Annotated in this window: 8 protein-coding genes and 1 pseudogene; 6 read left to right on the top strand and 3 right to left on the bottom strand. The window is 40.3% G+C overall.

Annotated features, from left to right (window positions below; genetic code table 11):
• Nucleotides 1-168 precede the first annotated feature (168 nt).
• From NSQ71_RS08670 to NSQ71_RS08660, 3 genes are all read left to right on the top strand, one after another.
• Nucleotides 169-297, top strand: coding sequence for a hypothetical protein (locus NSQ71_RS08670; RefSeq protein WP_277986809.1), 129 nt, complete (start codon nt 169-171; stop codon nt 295-297).
• A 537-nt stretch (nt 298-834) separates the two neighbouring features.
• Complete coding sequence (locus NSQ71_RS08665; RefSeq protein ID WP_339192832.1) at nt 835-2,085, top strand: IS4 family transposase; 1,251 nt, start codon at nt 835-837, stop codon at nt 2,083-2,085.
• Between the two features lie 650 nt (nt 2,086-2,735).
• Nucleotides 2,736-4,268 (top strand): FAD-dependent oxidoreductase, encoded by a 1,533-nt coding sequence (locus NSQ71_RS08660; protein ID WP_340733681.1) that lies wholly within the window; start codon nt 2,736-2,738, stop codon nt 4,266-4,268.
• 127 nt (nt 4,269-4,395) lie between these two features.
• Here NSQ71_RS08660 and NSQ71_RS08655 read toward each other — a convergent pair whose 3' ends face one another.
• The 3 genes and pseudogenes from NSQ71_RS08655 to ppx all read right to left on the bottom strand — a co-directional run bounded on the left by NSQ71_RS08655 (nt 4,396) and on the right by ppx (nt 9,183).
• A complete protein-coding gene (locus NSQ71_RS08655) occupies nt 4,396-5,343 on the bottom strand; it encodes an aldo/keto reductase family protein (protein ID WP_066246666.1) in 948 nt (315 codons plus the stop codon).
• Between the two features lie 163 nt (nt 5,344-5,506).
• Nucleotides 5,507-7,617, bottom strand: a pseudogene (locus tag NSQ71_RS08650) (RNA degradosome polyphosphate kinase).
• Nucleotides 7,618-7,650: 33 nt separating this feature from the next.
• Nucleotides 7,651-9,183: an exopolyphosphatase gene (ppx, locus tag NSQ71_RS08645; RefSeq protein WP_066246661.1), complete on the bottom strand. Its 1,533-nt coding sequence runs from the start codon at nt 9,181-9,183 to the stop codon at nt 7,651-7,653.
• 514 nt (nt 9,184-9,697) lie between these two features.
• Between ppx and mmgD the strand changes: the two genes are divergently transcribed.
• The 3 genes from mmgD to prpB all read left to right on the top strand — a co-directional run bounded on the left by mmgD (nt 9,698) and on the right by prpB (nt 13,589).
• Nucleotides 9,698-10,807: a citrate synthase gene (gene mmgD / locus NSQ71_RS08640; RefSeq protein ID WP_063389557.1), complete on the top strand. Its 1,110-nt coding sequence runs from the start codon at nt 9,698-9,700 to the stop codon at nt 10,805-10,807.
• 24 nt (nt 10,808-10,831) lie between these two features.
• On the top strand, nt 10,832-12,280 hold the full coding sequence (locus tag NSQ71_RS08635) for a bifunctional 2-methylcitrate dehydratase/aconitate hydratase (RefSeq protein WP_066246660.1): 1,449 nt from the start codon (nt 10,832-10,834) through the stop codon (nt 12,278-12,280).
• Between the two features lie 403 nt (nt 12,281-12,683).
• On the top strand, nt 12,684-13,589 hold the full coding sequence (gene prpB / locus NSQ71_RS08630) for a methylisocitrate lyase (RefSeq protein ID WP_066246659.1): 906 nt from the start codon (nt 12,684-12,686) through the stop codon (nt 13,587-13,589).
• The last annotated feature ends 35 nt before the right edge of the window (nt 13,590-13,624 follow it).

Here is a 13,624-nt window from a genome sequence, read left to right as displayed (position 1 = left end):
CTTTACACCGATATTCCAGCTTTTGTTCGCTCGCGGTGTCAATATTCATTGTACCTATTAAAGGGTGCTGAATAAAGTTTAATGTTCACAATGGTTATCATTACTATTACATTTTAAGCTTCTCAAAATGGATTTTTAGGCAGTACTCATTATAATATGGGTGTTATAGTGAAAGTCGCACAGTTGCTTAGAGCGGGTGGAGATGCGGTATTTGATGCGGCAAGACATTTTAACATAATAGACGCAGCTACTGCCAGAACGTTTAAAAATAATAGTAAAAAATCGGAAATTGGTTAACGCAATTTGAAAATGCTGGTTCAGATGCAGCTGCTATGGTTAGAACAAGACTTCCAGTTTACTTAAAAAAGAATACTAGAATGAGTAAAACTACCGCTGAGAACATTGCAATAGCTGTAAGCTGAGCTATTCGTATGGCAGATGTCTTATTTTTTTAGGAGTGATACTTGTGGGGATTTTAGCTGTAAGTGAATGGATGAAAAAATGGTTTATATGAAGATGATATACATTTTATCGAAACAATTTTGACTTTTGCTTCAACATTATAAAACCCAGTGGCTGAGAGTGAAGAATCAATAACAAAGTCAATAATAAAATAAATAGCCTTTTCCCTGAAACAAAGGTGAAAATTAATAGAAAGGGCACTTATCAAGATTTTAAAAATATATTAAATGAAAATCAGTAGCATTGCATTAAGTTAATTTTAATTTGTCAAGCCCAATTTTATGTTAAATTTCATCTTTTTGGATATAAAAAAACTCCTTATAATTAGGATTGGCAGTCCTATCCAAATCCTAAGAATAAGGAGAAACCATTATGGATAAGAATACCACAGAATCCACAATAAATGAACTATTTAAAGAGATCGATCCAATAACTTTTTCAAAACTAATTAATGTGATTGACGTTGACAAATACATTAAAAAATTAACGGCGTATAAGTTTTTACAACTTTGTATCATCGCTCAGTTAAACGAATTGGAAAGCTTAACAAAATTGGCCAAACATTTGAAAGACAAGGAAGAGTTGCAGACATATCTGGAATTTGATGCAATTAGTACTTCGCAACTTTCTCGCAAATTAGGCCAATTATCCCCTCAACTGTTTGAAAAAGTATTTAAATATCTGGTCTTAAAGATCCAAGGGCAAATGAAAAATGCCCCGATCATCCGAAACATTGGTCGTCTTCTGGTCATTGATTCTACCACGATGAGCATGAGTTTGAGCCAATATCCATGGGCAACTTTTCGTAAGACAAAGGCTGGTGTTCGACTCCATTTAAAGGTTGTTGTAACGAAGGATATCACTGTTCCGGATCAAGGGATTATCTTACCCGCGAAACATGCCGATCGCACACAGATGGACGAACTCATTGAAATCGATCCAAATGCGATTTACTTGTTTGATCGAGGGTATGTCGATTACAAACAGTTCGACCGCTTATGCCGAGAAGGGGTGCGATTCATTACCCGGCTTAAAAAGAACGCAGAGATTGAAGTTTTATCGGAACGGATTCCCAATCCAGAACGTTTGATTTATAGGGATCAGATTGTCATTTTAGGAAATGACCGTAATCATACCAAAATGACTCATCCTCTCCGATTGATCGAAACGGTCGACAGCGAAGGGAATCCCGTGATCATCATAACCAATTGCTTTGATCTTTCTGCGGAAGAGATTGCAGATTTATACCGATATCGCTGGAAGATAGAGACCTTCTTTAAATGGATGAAACAGCACCTTAAGATAAAAAGATTTTATGGAAAAAGTCAAAATGCCGTTTACAATCAAATTTGGATCGCCCTAATCACCTATTGCTTACAGGCCATGCTCCAATTAAAAGTGAATCACGATGGTCCTTTATTAGAGATCAAGCGAACTTTACAGAATCTGCTTTTTAAAGGTTTTGACTGTTTTGTTCGCTCCCTTTTTAAAAAGCCAATTCGAACGTCCAACGGTCGGAAAAAATACCATTGGGAAAAAGATTTTGAAACCATCGTGTACCAATTTGAAGAAGGGGAGGTGGAACACCTAGACGATTTAGTTTATGATCCAATGTTTCTGTAATATATTACCAAATTGTGGAAATGGACTGCCGATTAAGACGTCATTGTCCTTTTAAGCTTGCTTAGAAAGATTGTATGTCTGAATATTCAGTTACATGAAATAACTGGAATTTTTATTGAGCTTGACAAACATTAAATTTTTTTATGCAACGCTACTGAATGAAAATAAAATATTCATAAACCTAAGTGAATTATTGAGTAGATACCATTCTCAAGGAATTTGCAAGGATTTATGTGAAAAATTACTTAAAGAATACAATGATAATAAAAATGTGTCATTTTAGTTATTTCGGTTGTAGTCATATAATAACTATTCGAGTGCTCTTCGTAAAGAAACTTATGCTTTAATGTTTGTCCATTATAATTTATATTGTCTAATTAAGGAAAAAGCCTAATTTCTCATCATTTAAAATGAGAGAATTAGGCTTTTTATTTCGGAATTTACTTAGTGTTCTCAATCTGCATTTTCCTACAGCAACCCTAAGTAGAAGCAAGGAATGATTGGAATCAGCAAAAAACTTATTTCTTTGAAACGTAGCAGCATATCTTAATTGAAATAAAAAGGTCGCTCAAAATTATCAGATGCACATAACAACCCAAATATTAGGAAAAGATAAAAGCATCATCAGATCTAATAGGAGGAACTTTTTTATGAAAGAAGCCGTTAGTAAAAATGAACTTCCTAAGCTTTCGAAACCGTTTTGGCCAGATTCTGTTCAGCTGCCCTCCTTCAACAAGCTTGACAAAGATATTTTTGTTGATGTAGCGATTGTTGGCGGCGGGATCGCAGGCATCACAAGCGCCTATCTGCTTGCGAAAGAAGGAATCAAAACCGCGCTGATCGAATCGGATCGTATTTTAAATGGTACGACCGGACATACAACCGCAAAAGTCACCGCACAACACGGGCTGATTTATGATGAATTTATACAGCACTTTGGGGATAGCAATGCAAAGCTATATTATGAAGCAGCCAGCGATGCGATGGAGTTTATCAAACAAACGATACAGGAGCACAACATCGAATGCGATTGGAAAGAAGAGGATGCATATGTTTATACGAATTCAGAGCATTACATAAAAAAAATCGAAAACGAATATAAAGCATATGAAAAGCTTGGAATTCAAGGAGAGCTTGTGGAAAATATCCCTGTTCCCGTACAGGCAAAAACAGCAGTTGTGATGAAAAATCAAGCCCAATTTCATCCGTTAAAATATTTGCAAAAGCTTGTGGAAAACGCGTCGGAAAAAGGGATAGACATCTATGAGAATACAACAGCTGTCGATATAAAACATGGCCCACACCCGAAAATTTTGACAAAAGACGGTTATCACATTTTGTGCAACTATGTATTCATTTGTTCGCATTTTCCTTTCTATGATGCCGCCTTTTATTTTTCAAGAATGTATGCGGAAAGATCGTATATTATTGCTGTCAAAACAAAAATTGAGTATCCCGGCGGCATGTACATCAGCGCCGAAAATCCGGTTCGGTCGCTTCGGTCCGTCACGATCAATGGAGAAAAGCTTGTGCTGATCGCAGGTGAAAATCATAAAACTGGACAAGGAATCCCGATGATTCAGCATTACGAGTCCCTTCAAGCTTTTGGCGATCAAGCATTCGGCATACAAAAAATTCCTTACCGATGGTCTACTCAAGACTTAACAACGTTGGATAAAATTCCTTATATTGGACATATAAACGAACAGAAAGCAAATATCCTGTTTGCGACAGGGTTTCGAAAATGGGGAATGACAAACGGCACAGCCGCCGCACGACTGCTTGTCGATATAATTAAAGGGAAGGAAAACCGATATCGCGAGCTTTTTACCCCAGCAAGATTTCAAGCAGATCCAAGCGTGAAGCAGTTTATTTCAACAAATACAGATGTTGCAAAGCATTTGATTGAAGGAAAGCTTGAGTTTGCTCTAAGAAAGCCGGAAGATTTAGCCCCTGATGAAGGAGCAGTCGTTTCCTATAACGGAAAAAGAGCCGGTGCCTACAAAGATGAAAATGGCAGCCTCCACATCGTAGATACTACCTGCACCCATTTAGGCTGTGAATTAGAATGGAACAGCGGCGAGAAAACATGGGATTGTCCATGCCATGGTTCGAGATTTTCAATAGACGGCGATGTTGTAGAAGGTCCGGCACTCAAATCAATTAAGAAATTAAAGGGGTGACTGCATCGCTTCCAAGTCCAAAAAATGAAAAATAAAAGGGAGAAAGACTTGTTGAACAAAAACAATCCTTTCTCCCCTTTTTTATTGAAACGTCTGTTCTTCAATCAAAATTCTGCCATAAGGAGAACTACGACAGGATTTGCTCAATTTCCTCGAGCACATCTTCCGTTAATTCCACATCAATTGCTTTGACGTTTTCTTCGACTTGCTCCGGCTTGGTGGATCCGATCAGAGCGCTGGCAACATTCGGCTGCCGCAATACCCAAGCAATCGCCAATTGGGAAAGTTTAATTCCTAATTTATCCGCCACTTTTCCTAATTTTTCTACCTTCAATAAATTTTCATCTGTCAGCAAATCATTGATATATTTATTTGCTTTTGGATCACTCGCACGGCTTCCTTCCGGGATGTCTCCATTGCGCTTATATTTCCCCGTCAGAACACCTTGTGCAAGCGGCGAAAAAACAATTTGGCTAATACCGTTATGTTCGCAGACTGGAATAATCTCCTTCTCAATATAACGGTTCAGCATATTATATTGCGGCTGGTTGACCACGATGCGGTCCAGCAAATATCGATCTGCTGTGCCAAGAGCTTCTTGTATTTGCTGAGCAGTCCATTCACTGACGCCGACATATAACACTTTTCCTTGCCGGACAAGATCATCAATTGTGCGCAACGTTTCATCGACCGGTGTTTCCGGATCATAGCGGTGGCAGTAATAAATGTCAACGTAATCTAATTGAAGGCGTTTTAAACTGGCATGGAGCTGTTCAAACACATGCTTCCGCGATAAGCCTTTGTCATTGGGGCCATCTCCCATCGGCCAAAATACTTTCGTTGCCAAAACATATGATTCACGCGGATATTTCCGCAATGCTTCACCGACAACCTTTTCCGCTTCCCCAGTTGCATAAACGTTCGCTGTATCAAATGAATTGATGCCTAGCTCATACGCTTTGTCAATCGTCCGAATGGCCGTTTCTTTTTCGATGGAGTTTCCGTATGTAAGCCAGCTTCCCAAGCTGATTTCGCTAACCTTTAGCCCCGTTCTTCCCAATTTGCGATATTTCATTTATTCATCCCCTTTTTTCAAAAAATAGCAAAAAATTCATTCAAGACTCATTATAATACTAAACATTTCGAATCTGAAAGCAATTTGTTTGAAGGGGACAAAAATCTATCATTTTTCCGCATGTGAAAAAGTTCTCTAGTTTTCATAAAACTTGCGCTGCCGATCAGTCAGCGTCATGGTAGCGAACCACTTCTTCATAAAAAATTTTTTGCGAGTTAATGACTGGCTCGTTTTCCGACCGTTCAACATAATGATAATCGCCGTTTGCATCCTGAAAACGCGCTTTGACGTTGTCCTTTAGTTGTATGTCCAAGATGTTTTTCAAACGCTCTTTTAAACGGACATCATAAATCGGAAAAAGAATTTCAACACGTTTAATCATGTTTCTTGTCATCCAGTCAGCAGAGGATAAGAAAATTTTCTCCTCCCCAAAATGGTGAAAGTAAAAAATACGGCTATGCTCCAAAAAGCGGCCGACGATGCTTCGCACTTGAATGTTTTCGCTCACGCCTTTTATTTGCGGTCGCAAACAGCAAATTCCCCTTACGATCAAGTCAATTTTGACTCCAGCCTGCGAAGCTTCATAAAGCTTCATGATGATCGTTTTATCTGTTAAAGAATTCATTTTGGCAATAATCCGGCCTTTGCCGCTTTTCTGGTGCCATTCGATTTCTTGATTGATGAGTTTGATAAAGGTCTCCCGCATATCATATGGCGATACAGAAAAATGATTCCAATCCGGTTTTTCCGCATAACCGCTCAAATAATTAAAAAAGTTGGTTGCATCGATCCCAAATGTTTCTTCGCTTGTAAAAAAGCCGATATCCGTATACAGTTTCGCCGTGACGTCATTGTAATTTCCCGTGCTCAGATGAACGAAGCGTTGAATTTTACCCGTTCCTTCTTCCTGCCGGACGACAAGGGTAATTTTGCTGTGCGTTTTTAAATGGTGAAAGCCGTAAATAACGTGAACTCCGTGCTGTTCAAGCATTTTTGCCCAATGGATGTTGTTCTCTTCATCAAATCTTGCCTTTAATTCAACTAAAACCGTCACCTGCTTCCCGTTTTCCGCAGCTTTTGCCAATGCTTGAACGATCGGCGAATTTCCGCTTACACGATACAGCGTCTGCTTGATTGCCAACACTTGAGGGTCATCCGCTGCACTTTCAATAAATTCAACAACAGGCTGAAAGGATTCGTACGGATGGTGTAATAATAAGTCCCGTTTTATATAGCTTCGAACAAATTTCCGTTCGGCAAGTCGAGCGGGGGTGGTGGAATGAACGAATCATGAACAAGGTGCTCAAAATCGGTCAGCAAATGGGTATAAAATGGAAATAAAAACGTTAAATCGATCGGGCCGTCCACTTCATAAACATCCATTTTTTGAATTTCCAGCACATCCATTAAATAATTTAAAACACGTTCATCTATCGTTCCTTTTTGAATTTCAAGCCTGACCGCCGCACCCCACTTCCGCTTTTTCAGCTCCTTCTCAATCACTTCCAGCAAATCCCGCGCCCCTTCTTCATCAATGGTCAAATCTGCATTCCTCGTAATGCGAAACGGTGAGACCGAAATGATGTTGTAACCGAGAAACAGTTTGTAAATAAAACTGCTGATCAAATCCTCAAGAAATACAAACTGCCTCTTTCCATCTTGATTCGGCACTTCAATGAATCGAGGCAAAACAGCAGGAACTTGAACGATCGCAAAAAAAGGGTTTTTCCGCTCTTTTTTCTTATATTGAAGCAATACGGCCAAGTTCAACGATTTATTTAAAAGCATTGGAAACGGTCTGTACGCATCGATCGCAAGAGGCGTCAAAACCGGGAAAATTTGCTCATCAAACTTTTGTTCCAAAAAGCGGAATTGTTCGCCAGTTAATTCATTAAGCTTGAGAAATTCAATCCCTTCCTCTTTTAATTCCCCCTGTACATATTCATTAAATATTGCATATTGGCGTTTGACCAATGTGTGGCATTTCGCCGAAATGGCGTTAAGCTGCTGCTTTGGCGTCATGCCGGCTTTATTTTCCGGTAAATTAAAACCAGCTTTTTCTTGATCTTTTAAACCAGCAACCCTCACCATGAAGAACTCATCTAAGTTCGAGCTGAATATAGCTAAAAACTTCATCCGCTCAAGCAAAGGATTTTCAAAGTCAATGGCCTCTTGCATGACACGCTCATTAAATGCAAGCCAGCTTAATTCCCGGTTATTATAAAATTCTGGACGGCTTATATCTGGAATCAATTGTTCTTTCTTATCTTGCATAATTTCGCCCACCTTTTACCTTTCGTAAGTCCATTAGACGAGTGTAAATGATAATTCGACTTGGCAGTTAAAAGCGCGTTCCATATGCTTTTTTTGCTTATTTGCTTCCTGCTCTTCAAAAGTATAATCACTGTTGCTGGCTAAAGATATTTCCATCTTTTCCCCCTCCTTTTTGTTCACCTCCAGCTCGGAAATGATGCAACGGTGTGTCGTGTTGAGGGAATAAAGGAATTTCAAAATCGCGCCTAATCGCTCCAGCGATAAAATTTCTTCTTCCGTTAATAATGATTTGTAAGGAGAGATATATTTCATCAAAGTTTTTTTGGACTTAAAGGAAGCGACGCATGCGAGTTTCAACCGCATTTTATGACTGATTCCGTCAAGCGATCGATTTGTCAAAATATAAAACGTATGCTGACTGCTTGAATGATGATCGATAAATTCCCCGAATTGAACCAGCTTTGTGCTTTTAAACAAAATTTCTTTTTCCTCTTGAGTAAAAGATATAATTTTCTTTGCCTCACATTCACTGACAAATACGTAAGCAAGACGAAGGAGAAATGATGTATTCTTCAAGTTGATTTTATAATCACTTGCCAGCTTGGAAAATGTTTCGTCCGCTACTTGAGAAAAAGACCGGACGTTTAAGTTGGAAAACACCTCCTCAAAAAAGACCCCTTCCCTTAAGCCTTTGCTGCTCATTGTAAAAAATGGAGCTGATACGATTTCCGTCAGCGTATAAATTGCTTCAATTGCAGGAATGATGATATCCGCGCGTTCCTTCGACAGTCCATCTAATTTTTGACGCTCCGAGACAGTCATTCCGATCAGCCATTGATTTATTTTTTTAATTTCATTCGGTTCCATTTCATATTGATGAATACCAAATAACGGGTAATTGGTTTTATTTTGATGAAGCCGTATTAGATTTCTGGCGCTGCCGCCTATCCCGATTACCGGAACATTTTTGTTTTTAAGCCATTTTTGCGAAGAAAATTCATTTCGCAAAAACACTGTCAGCTCTTTCATTTCCGATTCTTTCGGTTCGCTGTTGGCAATAAACCTTTTCTTTAATGTGAGGGCCCCAAACGGAAAACTGTATGAATGGACGAGCTCCCGATTTTTAAAATACGCAACTTCCGTGCTTGCTCCGCCTATATCAATGGTTATGCCTTCAGTTAAATATACGGAATGTATAACAGCTAAGTAGCCGTAATAGGCTTCTTCTTGGCCGGAAAGGACGCGAAAATCGAAATTCGTCTCTCTTTTTATAGCCTCTAAGACCATTTTCCGGTTTTTGGCAGATCTAATAGCTGCCGTTGCAACCCCTTTCGTTTCTGCCACTTGATGAAATTGAACGATTGGAACAAATTTTTTTAAAGAATCGATGACAACCTCGATCCCCTCGTTGGACAAATTTCCTTCGGCGTCAATATACGTAGCTAAACGGGCATTGATCTTAAAATTGTAAAGCTCTTTATATTGTCCATTTTGATCAATATGAAAAATAACGAGGCGAATGGAGTTCGATCCTAAATCTATTATGCCGATTTTTTTCTCTGTCATTTTTCCCATCCTTTTATGAAATCCAATGAAGAAAGTATGTTATTTTTACTTATATCGTACTATTTTTCCAGTCTATTTAAAAGATTTGAATAGAATATAAATAAGCAGTCAACATCCAAAAGACATTAAAACCGCAAAGCCTCCGATTGCTGGAAGCTGGCTTCCATTTTTAAAGTCAGTTCTTCAAATGAATTTTGTGAAAGCTGTCGTTTTACAAAAACGAAAATTCCGAAGATTCATTTTCTTTTTTTTAAAAATGTGCTATATTTGTTCCAGAAGTAAAAAAATGGTTTCCTAACCATTTAAGCTTCGACAAGTAGAGGCGGTCAATTATAGCAAGATCGCTTTGAGATTTGGGAGAAATGAATAGGCTTTAAGAAATGAACAATGTTATTGTCTCAGCAATTGCCCAATAACAAAATTTGTGAAAGCGATCGATCATCCCGATATTCATTTTTCCCTGTTTGCATCAAAAGTAAAGCGTTTTCGAAAACTTTTGAAGGAGGTATATTTGATGGAGTTTAGACCAGGATTAGAAAACGTAGTGGCAGCTGAGACAACGATTTCGTTTCTCGATGTAGAAAATGAAGAAATTGTCATTCGAGGATACGATTTAATTGAACTTGCCGAAACAAAATCATATGTCGAGGTTGCGTTTTTGCTGCTTGAAGGCAAGCTTCCGTCTGAACAAGAAAGAGCTAGATTTGAAAACGAGCTTCTAGCGAAAAGAGAGCTTCCAGACGTGCTTTACGACGTATTTTCCAAACTGCCGAAGACAACTCATCCAATGGACGCCCTGAGAACAGGCATTTCCATTTTAGCAGGATTTGACCCGCTCATTGATGACAGATCTGAACAGGCCAATAAAACGAAATCTATCAATCTTCTAGGACAGATGCCATCCATTCTTGCCAGCAGTTATCATCTACTCAATCAACAAGAAGTCATTCCACCAGATGAAAATCTCTCCTACAGTGCAAATTTTTTATATATGATTACAGGAAAAAAACCGACTGAACTTGAAACGAAAATATTCGACCGCTCGCTCATCGCTTATATCGAACATGAAATGCCAAACTCTACATTTGCCGCCCGCGTCATATCGTCTACACATGCAGATTTGTATGGCGCTCTCGCCGGTGCGGTTTCCTCTTTGAAAGGACACCTGCATGGCGGAGCCAATGAAGCGGTGATGTATTTAATTGAAGAAGCAGGTACAAAGGAAAATTTTGAACGATTGATTAAACAAAAATTAGCAAATAAAGAGCGGATCATGGGATTTGGCCATCGCGTCTATATGAAAAAAATGGATCCAAGAGCATTGCTTATGAAAAAAGCATTGCAGCAGCTGTCCGAACAACGGGGCGATTTTCGATTGCTTGAAATATGCGAAGCCGGGGAAACCATTATGAGAGAGGAAAAAGGATTGTATCCGAACCTCGATTATTATGCGGCTCCTGTCTATTACATGCTTGGCATTCCGATTGATTTATATACTCCTATTTTCTTCAGCGCTCGAACAGCAGGCCTGTGCGCCCATGTGATCGAACAGCATAATAACAACCGTTTGTTCCGTCCGCGCGTGAAATATACAGGAAAACGCTCTTTGAAAGTACAACAGTAATGGATAGCTTAGGAGGTTGTAAAAATGGCAGAAGTACTAGTAAAAAATAATGAAAATCGACAAACAGACAAGCTGCTTGAAGAAATTGCCGATTATGTTCTAAATAAAGAAATTCAAAGTAAAGAAGCGTTTGAAACCGCCCGCTATGTGTTGTTAGACACGCTGGGCTGCGGCATACTTGCTCTTCGCTACCCTGAATGCACAAAGCTTTTAGGCCCGATCGTTCCGGGGACGGTTGTTCCAAACGGGTGCCGCGTCCCTGGCACTTCATATGTATTAGACCCCGTGCACGGTGCATTTAACATCGGCTGCATGATTCGCTGGCTCGATTATAATGACACTTGGCTTGCAGCGGAATGGGGTCACCCTTCTGATAACTTGGGGGGAATTTTAGCTGCGGCCGACTACATAAGCCGAACGAATGTGGCAGAAGGGAAAAAGCCGCTCAATATGAGGACAGTTCTTGAAGCGATCATAAAAGCCCACGAAATTCAAGGGGTGCTGGCACTTGAAAACAGCCTGAACAGAGTCGGGCTTGACCACGTGCTGTTCGTAAAGGTTGCTTCAACTGCTGTCGTTACGAAGCTTCTTGGCGGCGGAAAAGATGAAATCATCAACGCCCTTTCCAATGCCTGGATTGACAATTCAAGTCTTCGGACATATCGACATGCTCCAAATACTGGTTCTCGCAAGTCGTGGGCGGCTGGCGATGCAACAAGCCGCGCTGTACGTCTTGCATTTATGGCCATAAAAGGTGAAATGGGATATCCTTCTGCCCTATCGGCTCCGAACTGGGGATTTGAAGACGTGCTGTTCCGAGGACAGAAACTGAAGCTCGCCCGTCCTTTGGAATCATATGTAATCGAGAATATTTTATTTAAAATATCATATCCAGCAGAGTTTCATGGGCAAACAGCTGCTGAATGCGCCATTGAGCTTCATCCTGAAGTAAAAGATCGCCTTGATGAGATCGAAGAAATCACGATCACGACGCATGAATCAGCCATTCGCATCATCGACAAAACGGGACCTCTTCTCAACCCGGCTGATCGTGATCATTGCCTTCAATATATTACTGCCATCGGTCTTATTTATGGCGATTTAACAGCGGATCATTACGAAGATGAAATCGCACAAGACCCGAGAATCGATGCGCTTCGTGAAAAAATGACAGTTGTGGAAAATAAACAGTTCAGCAAAGATTATCTCGATCCGGACAAACGGTCAATTGCCAACGCAGTTCAAATACGGTTTAAAGACGGAACGGAAACGCGCCAAGTTGTGCGGGAATATCCAATCGGCCACAGATTCCGCCGTCAAGAAGGTCTGCCTAAGCTGATCCAAAAATATGAAAACAATTTGGCAACACGGTTCCCAAACAAGCAGCTCAAGCAAATCTTAGACGTTTCGCTTGACCAGAACGTGCTGGAAGAGACGTTTGTACATGAGTTTGTAAACTTATTTGTTATATAAATCCGGGGCAGATCACACGTTGTTTTGCATCAGATGCATGTTACTTTGGCGCAATTTCATTGTTTGGCAAGAAAAAACATGTTATAAACCTTGTAAGAACATTTGAGATAACTATATCGAGCTGGTGTGGCAATCGGCCACACCGAAAAATGTTCTGTAAAGCGAAAATTTTTTGGGCAGTCAAAAAGAACGAAAGAATCGATTTTGTACCAAATGACGGAAGTTAACAGACAAAAGATCAGGGTACAAAACAGACCGTAAGCGAAGCGTGGATACAGGGCGGCACCCTCGAGTAGACTTGACGAGGGCAGCGCTCGTTTAATGAAAAACGCGGCTTGCCTCTAGAAACGTAATTAATGGTTCTGTAAAGCTAAGATGAAATGACAGAAAAGAAGGTGATTCCATGGTTTGGATCGTTGAAAAAGAATCGACACAAGAGGAGTTGGCCGATCGGTTTCGAACGTTAATGAACGCACCGGAAATCCTTCAAATTCCTGGAGCCCATGATGGAATGGCTGCACTTATAGCGAGAAAAGCAGGATTTCAAGCGCTTTATTTGTCAGGCGCCGCCTATACCGCGAGCCAAGGGCTTCCTGACTTGGGCATCGTCTCGTCAGAAGAGGTTGCCCGCCGGGCGCGGGAAATCGTGCGGGCGGCTGATCTGCCGCTTCTCGTTGACATTGATACCGGTTTCGGCGGTGTTTTGAATGCCGCCCGAACAGCTAAAGAAATGGCAGAAGCACGAGTAGCTGCTGTCCAAATCGAAGATCAAGATCTTCCGAAAAAATGCGGACATTTAAACGGCAAAAAGCTTGTGTCTGTAGAGGAGATGATGCAAAAAATTAAAGCTATTAAACAGGCAGCGCCGACTCTTGTCGTTGTTGCCAGAACGGATGCCTATGCAGTTGAAGGAATTGAAAGCGCCATTGAACGCGCCAAAAGATATGTTGAAGCGGGAGCAGACGCTATTTTTCCTGAGGCTCTTTCAACAAAAGAAGACTTTTTAAAGGTGAGCCGGGCAATTTCAGCTCCTCTTCTCGCAAACATGACAGAGTTTGGAAAAACTCCTTACTATACAGCAGAAGAATTTTCGGAACTCGGCTATTCAATGGTGATTTATCCTGTTTCATCTCTTCGCGCCGCCGCTAAAGCGTATGAACGCCTATTCCAAACCATTAAATCGTCTGGAACTCAAAAAAGCGAGCTCGAGAATATGCAAACTCGCAAGGAACTTTATGAAGTGATTCATTACGATGATTTCGAAGCGCTCGACCAAACGATTGCAAAAACAGTATTGCCTGAAGATTAACCATCCACGGGGTTTGCCCCGTGGATGAAAAAGTA

It is taken from the genome of Aeribacillus sp. FSL M8-0235, assembly GCF_038000355.1.
Taxonomy (GTDB): Bacteria; Bacillota; Bacilli; order Bacillales; family Aeribacillaceae; genus Aeribacillus; species Aeribacillus composti.
The sequence above is the reverse complement of the archived record's forward strand: the minus strand, read 5'-3'. Positions and strand labels throughout refer to the sequence as shown.

What these genes read in the sequence shown, in the direction of transcription:
- NSQ71_RS08665 (WP_339192832.1), top strand. Translation starts at nt 835, where the DNA reads ATGGATAAGAATACCACAGAATCCACAATAAATGAACTATTTAAAGAG.
- NSQ71_RS08655 (WP_066246666.1), bottom strand. Translation starts at nt 5,343, where the DNA reads ATGAAATATCGCAAATTGGGAAGAACGGGGCTAAAGGTTAGCGAAATC.
- NSQ71_RS08635 (WP_066246660.1), top strand. Translation starts at nt 10,832, where the DNA reads ATGGCAGAAGTACTAGTAAAAAATAATGAAAATCGACAAACAGACAAG.
- mmgD (WP_063389557.1), top strand. Translation starts at nt 9,698, where the DNA reads ATGGAGTTTAGACCAGGATTAGAAAACGTAGTGGCAGCTGAGACAACG.
- NSQ71_RS08660 (WP_340733681.1), top strand. Translation starts at nt 2,736, where the DNA reads ATGAAAGAAGCCGTTAGTAAAAATGAACTTCCTAAGCTTTCGAAACCG.
- prpB (WP_066246659.1), top strand. Translation starts at nt 12,684, where the DNA reads ATGGTTTGGATCGTTGAAAAAGAATCGACACAAGAGGAGTTGGCCGAT.
- ppx (WP_066246661.1), bottom strand. Translation starts at nt 9,183, where the DNA reads ATGACAGAGAAAAAAATCGGCATAATAGATTTAGGATCGAACTCCATT.